This window comes from Ensifer sp. 38_S197 (genome assembly GCF_056924495.1).
This window is the reverse complement of the sequence record NZ_JBXOVZ010000002.1, coordinates 3,674,467-3,688,465: the sequence shown is the minus strand read 5'-3', so window position 1 is coordinate 3,688,465 and position 13,999 is coordinate 3,674,467. Positions and strand designations below refer to the sequence as shown.

At 62.4% G+C, this 13,999-nt stretch carries 16 protein-coding genes; 4 read left to right on the top strand and 12 right to left on the bottom strand.

What is annotated here, in order from left to right; all coding sequences use genetic code 11:
- Positions 1 to 32 precede the first annotated feature (32 nt).
- The 3 genes from AC1Z3V_RS30930 to AC1Z3V_RS30920 are packed head-to-tail and all read right to left on the bottom strand — an operon-like array spanning position 33 to position 2,681.
- Positions 33 to 1,415 carry an ATP-binding protein gene (locus tag AC1Z3V_RS30930; protein ID WP_483503822.1) on the bottom strand — a complete coding sequence of 461 codons (1,383 nt, stop codon included), beginning with the start codon at positions 1,413 to 1,415 and terminating at the stop codon, positions 33 to 35.
- Positions 1,416 to 1,447: 32 nt separating this feature from the next.
- Positions 1,448 to 2,149 carry a response regulator gene (locus AC1Z3V_RS30925; RefSeq protein ID WP_173517373.1) on the bottom strand — a complete coding sequence of 234 codons (702 nt, stop codon included), beginning with the start codon at positions 2,147 to 2,149 and terminating at the stop codon, positions 1,448 to 1,450.
- A gap of 55 nt (positions 2,150 to 2,204) precedes the next feature.
- The gene (locus AC1Z3V_RS30920) at positions 2,205 to 2,681 is read right to left on the bottom strand and encodes a MarR family winged helix-turn-helix transcriptional regulator (RefSeq protein WP_429816031.1); all 477 of its coding nucleotides are present in this window, start codon (positions 2,679 to 2,681) and stop codon (positions 2,205 to 2,207) included.
- 269 nt (positions 2,682 to 2,950) lie between these two features.
- Here AC1Z3V_RS30920 and AC1Z3V_RS30915 point away from each other — a divergent pair, with 269 nt between their 5' ends.
- Positions 2,951 to 3,841, top strand: a complete 891-nt coding sequence (locus AC1Z3V_RS30915; RefSeq protein WP_483503820.1) for a branched-chain amino acid aminotransferase — start codon at positions 2,951 to 2,953, stop codon at positions 3,839 to 3,841.
- Between the two features lie 73 nt (positions 3,842 to 3,914).
- On the opposite strand, the gene AC1Z3V_RS30910 is transcribed toward AC1Z3V_RS30915, so the two are convergent.
- Positions 3,915 to 4,181: a hypothetical protein gene (locus AC1Z3V_RS30910; protein ID WP_429816025.1), complete on the bottom strand. Its 267-nt coding sequence runs from the start codon at positions 4,179 to 4,181 to the stop codon at positions 3,915 to 3,917.
- A gap of 335 nt (positions 4,182 to 4,516) precedes the next feature.
- Complete coding sequence (locus tag AC1Z3V_RS30905; RefSeq protein WP_429816022.1) at positions 4,517 to 5,140, bottom strand: DUF1236 domain-containing protein; 624 nt, start codon at positions 5,138 to 5,140, stop codon at positions 4,517 to 4,519.
- Between the two features lie 148 nt (positions 5,141 to 5,288).
- Between AC1Z3V_RS30905 and AC1Z3V_RS30900 the strand changes: the two genes are divergently transcribed.
- Entirely contained in the window at positions 5,289 to 5,453 is a 165-nt protein-coding gene (locus AC1Z3V_RS30900; protein WP_483503818.1) for a hypothetical protein, read from the top strand.
- Positions 5,454 to 5,520: 67 nt separating this feature from the next.
- Positions 5,521 to 6,162 carry an MBL fold metallo-hydrolase gene (locus AC1Z3V_RS30895; RefSeq protein WP_483503816.1) on the top strand — a complete coding sequence of 214 codons (642 nt, stop codon included), beginning with the start codon at positions 5,521 to 5,523 and terminating at the stop codon, positions 6,160 to 6,162.
- Between the two features lie 182 nt (positions 6,163 to 6,344).
- Here the strand turns inward: AC1Z3V_RS30895 and AC1Z3V_RS30890 are convergent, their stop codons facing one another.
- The 3 genes from AC1Z3V_RS30890 to AC1Z3V_RS30880 form a co-directional block, all read right to left on the bottom strand.
- A complete protein-coding gene (locus AC1Z3V_RS30890) occupies positions 6,345 to 6,767 on the bottom strand; it encodes a BA14K family protein (protein WP_429816013.1) in 423 nt (140 codons plus the stop codon).
- Between the two features lie 147 nt (positions 6,768 to 6,914).
- Positions 6,915 to 7,130: a cold-shock protein gene (locus tag AC1Z3V_RS30885; protein WP_057253168.1), complete on the bottom strand. Its 216-nt coding sequence runs from the start codon at positions 7,128 to 7,130 to the stop codon at positions 6,915 to 6,917.
- A gap of 701 nt (positions 7,131 to 7,831) precedes the next feature.
- Positions 7,832 to 8,728 (bottom strand): DMT family transporter, encoded by an 897-nt coding sequence (locus AC1Z3V_RS30880; RefSeq protein WP_483503814.1) that lies wholly within the window; start codon positions 8,726 to 8,728, stop codon positions 7,832 to 7,834.
- 92 nt (positions 8,729 to 8,820) lie between these two features.
- On the opposite strand from AC1Z3V_RS30880, the gene AC1Z3V_RS30875 reads away from it, so the two are divergent.
- The gene (locus tag AC1Z3V_RS30875; RefSeq protein WP_483503812.1) at positions 8,821 to 9,252 is read left to right on the top strand and encodes a hypothetical protein; all 432 of its coding nucleotides are present in this window, start codon (positions 8,821 to 8,823) and stop codon (positions 9,250 to 9,252) included.
- Between the two features lie 23 nt (positions 9,253 to 9,275).
- Here AC1Z3V_RS30875 and AC1Z3V_RS30870 read toward each other — a convergent pair whose 3' ends face one another.
- The 4 genes from AC1Z3V_RS30870 to AC1Z3V_RS30855 all read right to left on the bottom strand — a co-directional run bounded on the left by AC1Z3V_RS30870 (position 9,276) and on the right by AC1Z3V_RS30855 (position 13,855).
- Entirely contained in the window at positions 9,276 to 10,397 is a 1,122-nt protein-coding gene (locus AC1Z3V_RS30870) for a PQQ-dependent sugar dehydrogenase (protein ID WP_483503810.1), read from the bottom strand.
- Positions 10,398 to 10,546: 149 nt separating this feature from the next.
- The gene (locus tag AC1Z3V_RS30865) at positions 10,547 to 11,248 is read right to left on the bottom strand and encodes a class GN sortase (protein ID WP_483503809.1); all 702 of its coding nucleotides are present in this window, start codon (positions 11,246 to 11,248) and stop codon (positions 10,547 to 10,549) included.
- Positions 11,205 to 13,559: a marine proteobacterial sortase target protein gene (locus AC1Z3V_RS30860; protein WP_483503807.1), complete on the bottom strand. Its 2,355-nt coding sequence runs from the start codon at positions 13,557 to 13,559 to the stop codon at positions 11,205 to 11,207. The genes AC1Z3V_RS30865 and AC1Z3V_RS30860 overlap by 44 nt, the downstream gene beginning before the upstream one ends.
- On the bottom strand, positions 13,529 to 13,855 hold the full coding sequence (locus tag AC1Z3V_RS30855; RefSeq protein WP_483503805.1) for a hypothetical protein: 327 nt from the start codon (positions 13,853 to 13,855) through the stop codon (positions 13,529 to 13,531). The genes AC1Z3V_RS30860 and AC1Z3V_RS30855 overlap by 31 nt, the downstream gene beginning before the upstream one ends.
- Positions 13,856 to 13,999: the final 144 nt, after the last annotated feature.

The following is a 13,999-nucleotide window of genomic DNA, read 5'->3' as shown; positions in this document are numbered from 1 at the left end:
CGGGCGAGCAGTGGCCCGTCACCGCATCGAGGTCAAGCCGGCACGCGCACTGTTGCCCTGAGGCCGCCGAGCGGGCTGTCGCCCAGCGTAACGTTGCCGCCGTGGCTGCGGGCGATGTCGCGGGCGATCGCAAGGCCAAGGCCGGTGCCGGAGCTGTCGAGATTGCGTGCCTCGTCAAGGCGGAAGAAGGGCTTGAAAACGTCTTCGCGCGATCGCTCGGGAATGCCTGGACCGTCGTCGTCGACGGTGATCGTGACCCATTTGGCGCTGTGGCGGGCGTCGACGTTGACGGTGTTGGCGTAGCGATAGGCGTTCGAGGCGAGATTGGCGACGAGGCGGGTGAAGGCGTTCGGCCGGACGCGAACCTCGTCCTCGCCCTCGATCGAGGTGGTCAGCGTCTTGCCGAGCAGTTCGGCTTCTGCGGCAAGCCGCGTCATCAGGTCGCTGAGTTTCAACTGGCCGACGTCCTCTTCCGCTTCGCCACGGGCGAAAGCGAGGTAACCCTCAAGCATGTTCTGCATGTCCTCGACATCCTGGTTCAGGCTTTCGAGATCCGGATTGTTGCCGGCCAACGCCAACTGCAGCTTGAAGCGGGTGAGGATGGTTCTGAGGTCGTGACTGACGCCCGTCAGCATTGCGGTACGCTGCTCGATCTGGCGCTCGATGCGCTCGCGCATCAGGATGAAGGCAAGGCCGGCGCGGCGGATCTCGTCGGCGCCGCGCGGCGCGAAGTCGTCGATCTTCTGGCCCTTGCCGAAGCTTTCGGCTGCCTTGGTCAGCGCCAGGATGGGCCGGATCTGGCCGCGCAGGAACAGGATCGCGATCGCCAGCAGCACCAGCGATGCCGCCACCATCCACACGAGGAAGATGTGGGTGTTCGAGGCATAGGCCTGGTTGCGCCGGGCGTAGACACGCAGAATACGGCCGTCGTCGAGCTTGATGCGGATCTCGACGAGCTTGGAGTTGCCGACCGTATCGATCCAGAAGGGGCGGCGGACCTGGTTGGAGATTTCCTCGCCGAGGATCTGATCGAGGATTTCGAAGAAGGGGCTTGGGCGCGGCGGCGGCAGTTCGCCAGGCGGATCGACGGAGATGCTGAGATCGAGTTGCTCGCGGGCGATGCGGATGATCTCGGCAATGTTGCGATCATCGGGGAAGGTATCGATGAGATCGACGATCGCGGCGATGTCGCCGGTCACGGCGGCCGACAGGCGCTGCGTCACCAGTTGCCAGTGGCGCTCCATGAAGATGAAGGCGACGACCGACTGCAGGAGGACCATCGGGATGATTACGATGAGCAGCGACCGGGCATAAAGGCCCATCGGCAGGCGGCGGCGCAGCCAGCGCGTGAAGCGCCGCCAGGCATTGTCGCTGGAACCCGCCGCCCCGCGCTCTATGCCGTCAAAGCTTGCCATGGGACGCTGCGCTCATCGGAAGGGCTGCCATCTCAGTCCACGCTCAGCCGGTAGCCGATGCCGCGCACCGTCTGCAGCCAGACCGGATTGGACGGATCGTCCTCGATCTTGCGCCGGAGGCGGTTGATCTGCACATCGATCGTGCGCTCGCCCACTTCGGCATCGTCGCCGATCAGTTCGTGGCGCGGGATGGTCTCTCCGGCGCGCTGCGAGAAGAGCGTCATGATCTCCTGTTCGCGGTCGGTGAGGCGGATGTGGTCGGCGCCGCGCCGGAGTTCCTTGCGCACCACCGAAAAAGTGTAGGGACCGAAGATCACCTGGTCGACCTTGGGCGCTTGGGCCGGCTGGTTACGGCGCAGGATGTTGTTGATGCGCAGCACCAGTTCGCGGGGTTCGAAGGGCTTCGACAGATAGTCGTCGGCCCCGGCCTCGAGACCTTCGATGCGGGAATTGGATTCCGCCAGGGCCGTCAGCATCAGGATCGGCACGGACTTGATCTGCCGGAGACTATGGGTCAGCGAGATGCCGCTCTCGCCCGGCATCATCACGTCGACGATCAGAAGATCGAAGTCGAGGCCGACGAGCTTGCGCCGCGCCTCGTCCGCATCGGACGCGGTCGTCACCCGGAATCCCTGTTCGACCAGATAGCGGTTGAGGAGATCGCGGATGCGCCGGTCGTCGTCGACGACCAGAAGGTGAGCCGCATCGTCCGAGACAGTCGCTTTTGTCGTCATTCCACGCTTCCCAAATTCCAGGCTCCCGCGCCGTCTGCCGGCGGCAAGCCTCGTGTCAGTCTGCGGCGTTCTTCATTCCGGCGAGAAAGCGCTTGACCGTTTCCCGCGCGCCCGGACCCGATCTTGCCAATGCATCGGCTATGCGGCGGGACTGTGGCTCGGCCAGCGCACGCGCCAGCGCCTGGCCTTCCTCGGTTGTATAGAGCATGCGCTGGCGGCGGTCTTCAGGGCCGGTTTCCTGGCGGATGTAGCCGGAGTCGATCAATTGCTTGAGGACGCGGGCAAGGCTCTGCTTGGTGATCTTCAACGTGTCGAGAAGGTCGGCGACGGTCATGCCGGGCTCACGGTCGACAAAGTGCACGACCCGGTGATGCGCCCGCCCGAAGCCGCTCTTTTCAAGGATCGCATCCGGGTCGGAGGTGAAGTCGCGATAGGCAAAGAAGAGCAACTCGATGATCTCGAAATCGATCGTGTCATCATCGGCGGCGGCATCGCTGAGATACCGGGTGTTCTCTTTGGATTGGCCGGCCACGCGGTCATTTCCTTTCAGCCAGATTGCAACTTGCGAAACATTCGGAAAAATACGTCAGCTTTATTGACATATTTTTACCGCGTCATTAGCGTCCTCGCTCGGTAAGCGAGACATTTGGCGTTGGCAACACCTTGAAAGGATAAGCCCCGCCGTTCCGATCGCAAATCCAAAATCACGAAATTGAATTTTCCCTCAGTCAGTTTGCCGATAGACTGAAAGCAGGACGATAATCAACAGAGAATGGCGCATATGCGCCGGAGGATGACACTATGGCAGCGGTTCCATTTGATCAGTTGGACGGAGAGATCTGGTTCAACGGCGAGTTCGTCGCATGGAAGGACGCCAAGATTCACGTGCTGACCCATGGCCTGCACTATGCCAGCGCCGTTTTCGAGGGTGAGCGCGCCTATGGCGGACGCATCTTCAAGCTGACGGAACACAACCAGCGCCTTCACAAGTCGGCCGATATCCTCGGCTTCAAGATTCCCTATTCGGTGGAAGAACTGGATGAGGCGAGCGTGGAGCTCCTGAAGCGCCAGGGCTTCTCCGAAGCCTATGTGCGGCCGATTGCCTGGCGCGGCAGCGAGAGCATGGGCGTTTCGGCGCAGAATAACCGCATCAATGTCGCCATCGCCATCTGGCAATGGGGCAGCTACTTCAACCCGGCGGAAAAACTGAAGGGCATCCGGCTCGACATCGCCGAGTATCGCCGCCCGGATCCGCAGACCGCGCCTTCGAAGTCCAAGGCCGCCGGGCTCTACATGATCTGCACCATTTCCAAGCATGCGGCGGAAGCCAAGGGCTATGCGGATGCGATGATGCTCGACTATCGCGGCCGGGTGGCCGAAGCGACGGGTGCCAACATCTTCTTCGTCAGGGACGGCGTCATCCATACGCCGGTGCCGGATTGCTTCCTCGACGGCATTACCCGCCGCACGGTTATCGAGCTTGCCAAGCGCCGCGGCTATGAGGTTGTCGAGCGGGCGATCATGCCGGAGGAACTGTCCGGTTTCACCGAGTGCTTCCTGACCGGCTCCGCCGCCGAAGTTACGCCGGTTTCCGAAATCGGCCCCTATCGCTTCACCCCGGCGACGATCTCTGAGACGTTGATGAACGACTACATGAAGGAAGTCTACCCGGTTGCTGCGGCCGCCGAGTAACGCCATCTGGAATTGTCTCGGATGCAGAAAAGGCGGCCCCGGGCCGCCTTTTGTCTTGCTACGGATGATCGGGTCAGGCGGTCTTGCCGAGGAACTGCCCGACAATGCCGCTCAGCACGCCGCCGCCGACCAGGCCGCCGATGGCCTCCACGGCAAGGCCGGTCGCGGCGGCTTCGCCGCCGAGCATCTGAATGAGGAACCCTCCGCCCAGGCCGCCGATCGCGCCGACGATTGTCCGTGCGACGATACCGAATGCCTGCTGCTTCAACACTGCGCTGGCTGCGTTGCCGCCAACCGCCCCCGCGATCAATTGGGTAATGATAGGCATTAATGCTTCCATTGATCCCTCCCGTGTCGTGGCTCGTCGTGGACGAGCCACCAAAAGCCGATGATCCGGCACCGATAGGTTGAAGCCGAATCTGGATTATTGTCAATTTGAACGAAATCGCCGCCCCGATGGCCGCTATCTTACCTATTGAAATGGTTTGATTTCAGCCGGAAGCCGCGTTTCGCGGTGGCAGAGAGGAAGCACGCTCTGGTATCCAGAACGATCGGTTCTCGGTCTGCGTTGAAACGAAACGCGTGATTCGTGTGGAGGTCGAACGATGGGAGAAGAGGCGGAAGGCACGGTATTCTCCGGCGACCGCTTGATCGCCGGAGTGGCAAGGGGGCTCGTTATCGATAGACGTAGACGATGCGTCGCGTCGCCGGCTCGACCAGTACGGGCTGGCCGTTGATGCTGACGTAGTCGTAGTTATAGTCAGGCACGCGGTGAACCGCGACCGTCTGCGGCAGCTCGGCGCCAACCACGACTTCACCATCGAGGTAGACGGTTTCGCCAGGGTTCGACGCGATGTAGGTGCGTACGGTCTCCGGCGGCACGATCGGGTCGATCTCTTCGACCGGGCCGATCAGCTCATCACCGCTGCTGACGATCACCGGATCGCTCGGCTGCGCCTCATAGGTGACGGCGGGAATCGCGAGGTCGGCGCGCCGTTCCTGTACCACGACGGCCGAACCGCCGAGGTCAGTCGTCAGATATTGGGCATAGACCCAGCCGCGTACGCCATTGATGTCGATGCGGCACCATTTGCTGCCTTCGATGCAGCCGTCGATGACCGCGGTGCTACCGCGGGTCGCCAGGCCGACTGTCGGATATTGAGGGCCCGGACCCGTGCGAATGTTGAGATCCGTGACTGTGGTGGCGGTCATGGCTGCAAAGGCGGCCGGTATGCCGACCGTCAACACCAAACCCGCGGCCGCAGCGGCTCGCAACAGGGGGCGGGTAAGCTTCACCATCATCTTTCTCCTCTTATTGATGAGGGCGAAACGCCCGCGTGCGCGCGGATGTTCCCCCGGGAACGTCACGAAATGTGACGCCGTGACATTCTCTCTCTGCTGCCGCGGCCCGAGCGCCTGAAGAACTGGCAGCAGGAGAGGGACGAAAATGCAGGATATTCAACAGGATCAAAACAACGTCACGGCCCGCGGCCTGAAGCCCGTCGTGCGCATCGTCGTTGCCGCCGAACTGGCAATTTCGGCGCTGCTGATGACGACCGTGCAATGGCCGGCGCCGCAAGTCGCCACGAGCCAAGTCGCCATTCTGCGCTGATTGGCGCTGTCACCGGCGCCAATTGCCGTTATAGGAAGAACAACAGATCCTATAGAGGCAGACGCGCATGTTACAGGCGGGCATCATTCCAGTTACCCATTTCGAGCAGAATTGCACGGTGCTGTTCGACAGCGAAACCAAGGAGGGCGTTGTCGTCGATCCTGGTGGCGATGTCGATATCATCCTGCAGACGGTTCGCGAGAACGGCATTACGCTGACGGCGATCTGGATCACCCATGGCCATATCGACCACGCCGGCGGTGCCAAGGAATTGAAGGATGCCCTCGGGCTCGAAATCATCGGCCCGCACAAGGACGACCTGCCTTTGCTCGAACGGCTGGAGACCCAGGCGGAGCGTTTCGGACTGGCGATGAAGGTCCAGAACGTCATTCCGGATCGCTGGCTCGAAGAGGGCGATACCGTTTCCTTCGGCGATCATGTCTTCGAGGTCCTGCATTGCCCCGGCCACGCACCCGGCCACGTCGTCTACTTCAACCGGGCACAGAATTTCGTCCATGTCGGCGACGTTCTCTTCCACGGCTCGATCGGGCGCACCGACCTGCCGGGTGGCAATCACCAGCAACTGCTCGATTCCATCCGTGACAAGATCCTGCCGCTCGGCGACAATGTCGGCTTCATCTGCGGCCATGGCCCCGGCGGCCAGATCGGCGAGGAACGCCGCACCAATCCCTATCTGCGCGGGCTCTGACAGCACGCCTGCGATGCCTGCATCGCAAGAAAAAAAGCACATGCCTCGGGCGAGACATGTGCTTTTCAAGTTCTACTGCATGTCTCCTTAAACGACCTCGATTTAAGGACGAAGACATGCAGCAAATCAAAGTCCTACAGTGACCTTTGCGCGTCTGAGGCGCGCGGCGCTATAGATCTCACTCAGCGGCAGAGACGGCTACGGCCGTCATAGCCAATGTACGTGCCGCTGTCCGGATCGAACGAGCGGTAGCGCTGCGAGCAATAGCGGTACCATGCCGGCGTCCAAGGCTCGACACCATAGGTCTCGACGGCAACCGGGCGATAAACCTCACGATAGACCGGGCGGGCACGGTAGACCGGCCGCGGCTCGTAATATTCGGGTTCCGGATCGACATAGACACGGTCGTCGTAGCCGCCGTAGGAGCGCGGCTGCGAGGCGATCGCGCCGCCGATCAGCGTGCCGGCGACGAGGCCCGCTGCGCCGGCCGCCCATGCATCGCTGTTGTCGTGATGCCGGTGGGTTGCTTGGGCGACGCCGAAGGTCGGGATGACCATGGCGGCGGCGGCGACCGAAAGAACGGCTGCTTTGATGAACTTGTTCATGGGCTTTAAATCCTATCGCATGGACCGGATCAATCCGGATTTCATGATGAGGGGAGGTTAATGCCGCCACCATGAACCGAGCCTGAACAAAAAAAACCCGGCAAGTTTGCCGGGCTTCAACTGTGAATTTGTCAGCAGATGTCGGCGTTAGCCGGCGATCTGCAGGTTGACCGCCTTCGGGCCCTTGCCGCGGCGATCCGGTTCGGTGTCGAAGCTCACCTTCTGGTTTTCCGTCAGACCGTTCAGGCCGGAAGCCTGGACTGCGGAAATGTGTACGAAGATATCTGCACCACCGTTGTCGGGCTTGATGAAACCAAAGCCCTTGTCGGTGTTGAAGAATTTTACAGTGCCAGTTTCGGCCATGCGTCAGGTCCTTTTCTCTCCACCCGTTTGACGGACGGGCGGCATTGCAGTTTGCCCGGATGGGCGTTGGCAGGCAGTTCTCGACGTCTGAGGAAAGGGTCCTGTTACCGCAGCCAGCCATTGGAGAAGTTGCATTTTCATGCGTCTCCCCGGTCTGGCCGCCCGGAGTTTTGCGTCTCCGGCCCGCTTTTATTTCAAGATCTTCCCGTGTTCGCAGATTGCCCGAACAGAGTAAGAGTGATGGGTTTATTTTGAATTGGCAAGCAAAACTTTTCAGGCGTGGTATTGCGTCTTGTCATTGCTCAAAAACCGGTCATTTTCGCGCTTGTTGTCCCTCCTTCAAGATATATCGCAAGCTGTTGAAATCACAGCTTTTTGAAAATGAGTGCCGCAAAATTGAGTGGGTTTTTGCCGTTTTTCGATGCAGCCGCAAGGAGGCTCATTGAACGCCGGCTCAGCCCGGCATTCGCAACTGTCTGATATATTTGATGCTTCTCGCGTCGTGCGGTTTTTATGCGAGAATCTTGCAGAAAGTCTGCAGGTATGGATTGGACCGGTCGATTGCGCCGCGCATCGCGCGCTACGCCGAAGCAACGGCTTTGATGGCCCGGTACAATAGTAAGTAAAGCATCAGCCCGACGCCGGACTGGCCGCTGATATAGTTCCTGGCGCAGCGTCGGCTGCGGCCGCAATGTCCGGTTTCAGGTGGCGGCTTGCGCGCGGCGATTTCTGGTCAGCTCGGGTATGATCTCGACCGCAAGCATTGCCGCGAAGATGATGGCGCAGCCGGCATAGCCGATCGGCGTGATGACTTCGCCAAGCAGGAGAACGCCGAAGAGCGCGGCAAAAAGCGCCTCGCTCGAAAGGAAGATGGCCGCCTGCGGCGCCGTGGTGTAGCGCTGGCCCACCACCTGCAGGATGAAGGCGAGGCCGCTGGAGAAGATGCCGGCATAGAGGATTTCGAAGAGGGCGCCTTCCACGGCCGCAAGGCTCAGCGGCCCCGTCTTCACCGCGAGGAGGAAACCGAGCACCGCGCAGACGGCGAACTGCGTCATGGAAAGCAACATCGGCCGGCCGCTGCTTGGGGCGAAGAGGCCGACGAGCAGCAACTGCACCGCCCAGCAGAGGGCGCACAGGATCGTCAGGTAGTCGCCGCCGCTCAATGCCGACAGGGTGCCGCCGCTCAAGAGGAAGATGCCGAAGAGAGCCATCAGCGCGCCTGGCCAGATGACCCAATGCGGCTTGCGGCGCAGGAAGACGACCGTCAGCACGGGGACGAAGACGACATAGAGCCCGGTCAGGAAGCCGGAATTGGTGACGCTGGTGTCGAGAAGGCCGAACTGCTGGGTCGCTGCGCCGGCAAAAAGTGCGAGGCCGATGAAGATGAAATTGCGCACGGTCGTCAGCCGCAGAGGCTCGGCCGCGCGCCTCGTTTCGATGACGGCGAAGGGCATCGCAACCAATGTCGCGATCGCAAAACGAAGCGTGATGAACCACAGCGGGCTGATCGTATCCATGGCCGTCGACTGCGCGACGAAGCCGGCGCCCCAGATCGCGCCTGATATCAACAGCAGCAGATTGGCCTGAATGCGGGGCATGTCGTTTCTCTCCTCGGACAGGCCGCCGTCTAGCAGTTGCGTTCTGGGCGGGCAAGGCTCATCGTCGGCGTTCATGTCGCTCGGAGATGGCGATGAATGAAAGCGGATATTCCGGCACCCCGCTTGCCCGCAAGCTCGGCTTGAAAGCGGGGCAGGCGGCGCTGCTCCTTGGCGTTCCGCTCGGGCTCGGCGAAATCACGGACTTTTCCGGCTTCTCGACCCGCGAAAGCTCGATCAGTCGTGTCGCCGGGCGCAGCTACGACTATATCCATGTGTTCGAGACGCAGAGCTCCCTATTGGATGGCCTGGCGCCGGAGGTTGCGGCCCGGCTGAGGCCTGACGGCATGCTCTGGATTTCCTGGCCGAAGAAGGCATCGAAGGTGCCGACGACCTTGACGGAGGATGTGCTGCGCGACGTCTTCCTGCCGCTCGGCCTCGTCGACGTGAAGGTCTGCGCCGTCGATGCGGTCTGGTCCGGGCTGAAGTTCATGTTCCGCAGGGAGTTTCGCGACCGGCTGTCGTGAGGTGGGAGCGAAGGCCTGAATTCCTATTGCGTCGCGCCCTTGGAGACGCGCAGAACGGCGCCGTCCTCCTCGTCGGTCACCATCAGCAATGCACCGTCCGGCGCGACGACGACGTCGCGGATGCGGCCGAACTCGCCGTCGAACAGCCGCTCTTCGGAGCCGATGGCGCCGCTGTCGTCACGCTCCAGGCGGACGAGAAGCTGGTACTTCAGCGCGGCGACCAGCAGGTCACCATCCCACTCAGGAAACATCTTGCCGCGATAGACGGCAAGCGCACCGGGGGCGATCGAGGGATCCCAATAGAAGAGCGGCTGATCGAGGCCTTCCTTCGCGGTGCCTTCGCCAATCTCGGCGCCGGAATAGTCCTTGCCGTAGGTGATGATCGGCCAGCCGTAGTTGTGGCCGGCCTGCGGATTGTTGATCTCGTCGCCACCGCGGGCACCGTGCTCGACGGTCAGCAGCGTGCCGTCCTTCGGGTCGAAGGCGATGCCCTGGGGATTGCGGTGGCCCTTCGACCAGATCTCCGCCAGTCCCCCGGTGCCGCCGCGATAAGGGTTCGATCCGGGAATGCTGCCATCGGCGTTGATGTGCAGGATGGCGCCGGCGTGATCGCGCGGGTCCTGGGCCCGATCGCCTTCGCCGCGGTCGCCGATGCCGAAGAACAGGGTGCCGTCGGCTGCGATTGCGATACGGGAACCGAAATGCTGTCCCTTGCCGGTGAATTTCTTCATCCGGAAGAGTTCCTTGACGTCGGTGAGACCGCTCTCGTCATCGGCCAGTTTTGCCCGCGCGACGGCGGTGCCATAGCCGCCCTTGCCGTTGGCGGCCAAGGTCAGATAGAGCGTCCTGTTCTTGGCGAAGCCGGGGTCGAGGGCGATGTCGAGCAGGCCGCCCTGGCCGTGTTCGGCGACCTCGGGCACGCCCTTCAGGGGTTTCGACAGCTTGCCGTCGCGCAGGATCCTCAACCGGCCGGGACGTTCGCTGACGATCAGGCCGCCGCCGGGAAGCGCTTCGACGGACCACGGGTGTTCGAGGCCGGTCGCCAGGGTTTCGACCCGCAGTGTGCCGTGCTGGCTCGGGAATTCACGCGTCTCCTGGGAGCGGGCGCCGGAAGGCGCGACGATCGTGGCCAGAGCGGCGAGCATCGCGAACGCCGGGATGCGCCGCCGCTTGCCCAAGTGTCTCGACGCTTCTGCATCCGCTCGCCGCATTCCGCTTCTCCGGGCCGATTCGTTCAACAGGCAAGCTGGAGCGGGAGACGAAGCGGTTCAAGTCACATCCGATCAAAAGCGGTTTATTTCGAGATCGAGCCCGTCGTCAGCGGCACAGGCCGTTGTTCGCCGATGAGATCGGCATTGACGATGTAGCGCATCGGCCCCCGTTCGACCGCATCGAAGGGCCAGCAGGTGGCGAGCGCCAGATGGTGTCCGGTGGCCGATGCGTTGATGCCGCTTTCGTCCCAGCGGGCGACGCGGCTCTCGCCGGCCCGGAACAGGAAGCGCCGGCCATCCTTGCGTGTCAGCACCAGGAGATCGCCGGGATTGACGTCCTTCAGCCAGCGGAAATGCGTGTCGCGGTGTGCGGCGATGACGGAGGTGCCTTCGTCGCCGGGCCGCGGCGTCGTCGTCAGCCAGGCCGGGCCGAAGGCGAGCGCCTCGCCACTGGCGCCTTCGAGCACGATCGCCGAGCGGTTGAGCCGTGGCGCGGTGATTTCAGCCGTCGTCTGGAAGTCGGCCCAAGGCCAGGGCTTGCCATCCGGGTTGCCGTGCAGTTGCGCCTCGAAGGTGCGCTTCAGAAGCACCTGGGAGACTTCGGCCTTGGCCTTCATGTAGAAGCCCTTGCCGATCAGCATCAGGCCGGCAAGGGCAATGAGGGCGATCACCGCGAGCACGATCGTTTCGACCGCCGAGAGGCGGGCGAGAAAGCCCGGGCGAGGCTCGGGCTTCTGGTTGTCAGCGGCCACGACGGCGCACTCCCGCGAGCATGACGGCGGCAATCGGCGCGCGCCAGAAGACGAACGCCGTGCCGGCGAGGAGGGCGAAAGCCAGCAGCATCAGGCCGATCAGGATCTGCTTATCCGCTTCCGTTGCCGTCTGCGGCAGGTTTACCTGATTGTTGGCCTCGGCGATCAGGCCCGCTGCACGCGCCGTGGGTGCCGCCAGCATCCGGTCTGCCGTCGCCATGGCAAGTTTGGTCCGGCTTTCGATCGCGGCGTCGCGTTCGTCAACCTTGCCGGGGGTGCTCCCGGCGGGCTTTTCGCCGAACACCTTGCCGAAGTCCCAGCCGGCCGGAAGGTTGAGCGGCAGCTTCGTTTCGGCCTGCGGCTTGCCTGCCGGGCGCGACGGCGTGGCATCGACCGCGACGAGGCTGGTGACGCGGGAAACAAGGTGGTGGGCGAGTGCGACGGTCTCGATCCGCTTGTCGAGCGTGGCGGGGTCGGCAATCGAGGCGGCGCTTGCCTCGAGATCATCGATCTTGCGACGCGCCCAGAGCTTGGCGATACCCTGACCGGTCGAGGCCTTGGCGATGTCCATTTCGACCCGCCAGGGCTGGTCGCCGGCCTTGCCGAGAATCTGCAGCTTGCCCGCGGGTGCGGTGCCGTCGAGTTCGGCCGTCAGCACCACCGGTTCGCCGCGGTAGAGATCGGGCATCGGGTTCGGCGTGATGTCGCTTGCCGATGCGCCCTCGAAGTTCGCGGAGATATCGGTCATTGCAGGGCTTTCGAGCTTGGTGAAGAGCTCGCCCATGCGCTCGGCCACCTGGTTTTCCGAACCGATCAGCGTGAAGCTGCCGCGGCCGTATTCGGCGGCCTTGGTCATGAAATGGCTGTTCGGGGCCGAGCCGATGCCGACGGTAAAGACACGGGCGTCACCGCGGTTCTTCTGGATCTCGTCGAAGAGCTGCGTCTCGTTGCCGATCGCGCCATCGGTCAGGAAGACGACCTGGCGAAGGGCGCCGGCCTGGACCGGACCCTGGCTGCGCAGCGCCGCTTCGAGCGCCGGCAGCATTTCCGTACCGCCGTCGGCGGTCAGGCCGCGGACATAGGCGATCGCATCCTCGCGCTTGTCCGGCGTCGCCTCGGCAAGATCAGGGAAATGCACGGTCATCGTGTCGTCGAAGCGGATGACGTTGAAGCGATCCTCGGGCTTCAGCCTCGAGATCGCCAGCGCCAGGCTTTCCTTGGCCTGCTCCATCGAGGGGCCGGCCATGGAGCCGGAATTGTCGATGACGAAAACGATCTCGCGCTTGACCGGCTTGGCTACGGCGTCGGCTGCTGCGGCCGGCGGCGTCACGAAGGAGAGCAGATAGGTCTTCTTGTCCACCGTCTCCCGGAAGAGGCCGGCATAGGGGCTCTTGCCCTCGATCGCCTTCCAGGTGAGCTCGAAGTCGCGGTCGGCTGGAACACTGTCGCCCTTCAACGTGACGCGGCGGCTCAGATCGTCGAGGTTGGCGATGTCGACGTCGTGGTAGGCGGATTTCACCTCGCCGAGCGGGAAGCCTGCCTTGAGATTGACCGTCAGCGTGACGGGGTTGACCTTGGCGTTCTCCTTGGGGTCGAGAACTGGGGCCTCGATCTTTTCGCGATCGGGAACCGGGTCGTTGACGGCATAACCGGTGCGGCTGTCGAGATCGACGGTCTGAACGATCGGCTGCGGGTTGTAGCGGGGTGCCACGACCATCGGGAAGCGGAGGGAATAAAGCCCGTTCGATTGGCGGACCGCGCTCTGATACTCGATCTGCACGACGACCGTTTCGCCGGGGCCGATATTGGCGACCTGGTTGGTGAAGATGTTCGGGCGCTGCTGTTCCAGGAGTGCCGCCTTCTTGCCCTCGGCCTTCGCCTGCTCGTAAATCTCCTTGGCTTCCTGACGTGGTTTGATCTGGCCCTCGATGAAGCGGTCACCGATTCGCATCTTCAGCGTATCGACGGCCGAGTCCTCGGGGAGCGGAAAGACATAGGTGCCTTCGACCCAGCCCTTGCTGGGGTTCTCGAAGCGCTGGGTCACGCGGGTGCGCATGATCGGGCCGTTGACGTCGATCGTCACGTCCGTCGCCAGCCGCGGCGCCTCGACGAAATAGCCGGGTTCCTTCGACGGAAAGAGCAGGGCGCCGGTGCCCAAATCGTTGGGGCGAACATAGCCTGCCATCTGCTGGGGTTTGGCGTCTGGCGTTTGCGCGGCAGCCTGGGTCATCAGGCCGATGAGCATCAGGATGCAGGCGGCGAGCGCTGCGATCGCCAGATACATGCCCCAGCGCGCTTCATTCCGTCCGGTCTTTAATGAGGCGATTTCGTCGTCGAGAAACATTGCATAACCCCCGTAATGCGAATGTGTTCGGATGATCGAAGAAGAGGCCCGGAAACCGGCTCTTGCAGGACGGAATTGCGGCGTTCCGCGACAGTTGTCGTGGCCAAATTATGGCATTTGCGAAATTGTGCGATTGCGCTGATTTTTTTGAATAAATCGCGATCAACAACCGTTTCCGGCTGATACGTTTCGTGGTCGATCAAACGGTCGCCATAATTCCGTTTTTCGCTGCCGTCGACCCACGACTGAGCTTCGTTCGGGGCCTGCGCGCGATCGACCGTGCTGATGGCATTCATGAAACTTTGTCATGGTGACGCTTTTTGCCCGCGTTTCCGGCGTTTTTGCCGTTCCGGCGCTTGCAAGACCGGGCGTCTTTCGACATAGACCTAACCGCTATGGAGCCTGGTTTTTTACGTTCCGTAGCGATCACCTCGTCTCGA

Excerpts from the sequence above, each read along its gene's own strand:
- AC1Z3V_RS30905 (WP_429816022.1), bottom strand. The coding sequence starts at position 5,140 with ATGGTGAAGCTTACCCGCCCCCTGTTGCGAGCCGCTGCGGCCGCGGGT.
- AC1Z3V_RS30860 (WP_483503807.1), bottom strand. The coding sequence starts at position 13,559 with ATGTTTCTCGACGACGAAATCGCCTCATTAAAGACCGGACGGAATGAA.
- AC1Z3V_RS30930 (WP_483503822.1), bottom strand. The coding sequence starts at position 1,415 with ATGGCAAGCTTTGACGGCATAGAGCGCGGGGCGGCGGGTTCCAGCGAC.
- AC1Z3V_RS30900 (WP_483503818.1), top strand. The coding sequence starts at position 5,289 with ATGCAGGATATTCAACAGGATCAAAACAACGTCACGGCCCGCGGCCTG.
- AC1Z3V_RS30910 (WP_429816025.1), bottom strand. The coding sequence starts at position 4,181 with ATGGAAGCATTAATGCCTATCATTACCCAATTGATCGCGGGGGCGGTT.
- AC1Z3V_RS30885 (WP_057253168.1), bottom strand. The coding sequence starts at position 7,130 with ATGGCCGAAACTGGCACTGTAAAATTCTTCAACACCGACAAGGGCTTT.
- AC1Z3V_RS30895 (WP_483503816.1), top strand. The coding sequence starts at position 5,521 with ATGTTACAGGCGGGCATCATTCCAGTTACCCATTTCGAGCAGAATTGC.
- AC1Z3V_RS30875 (WP_483503812.1), top strand. The coding sequence starts at position 8,821 with ATGAATGAAAGCGGATATTCCGGCACCCCGCTTGCCCGCAAGCTCGGC.
- AC1Z3V_RS30915 (WP_483503820.1), top strand. The coding sequence starts at position 2,951 with ATGGCAGCGGTTCCATTTGATCAGTTGGACGGAGAGATCTGGTTCAAC.
- AC1Z3V_RS30880 (WP_483503814.1), bottom strand. The coding sequence starts at position 8,728 with ATGCCCCGCATTCAGGCCAATCTGCTGCTGTTGATATCAGGCGCGATC.
- AC1Z3V_RS30925 (WP_173517373.1), bottom strand. The coding sequence starts at position 2,149 with ATGACGACAAAAGCGACTGTCTCGGACGATGCGGCTCACCTTCTGGTC.
- AC1Z3V_RS30890 (WP_429816013.1), bottom strand. The coding sequence starts at position 6,767 with ATGAACAAGTTCATCAAAGCAGCCGTTCTTTCGGTCGCCGCCGCCGCC.
- AC1Z3V_RS30855 (WP_483503805.1), bottom strand. The coding sequence starts at position 13,855 with ATGAATGCCATCAGCACGGTCGATCGCGCGCAGGCCCCGAACGAAGCT.
- AC1Z3V_RS30870 (WP_483503810.1), bottom strand. The coding sequence starts at position 10,397 with ATGCTCGCCGCTCTGGCCACGATCGTCGCGCCTTCCGGCGCCCGCTCC.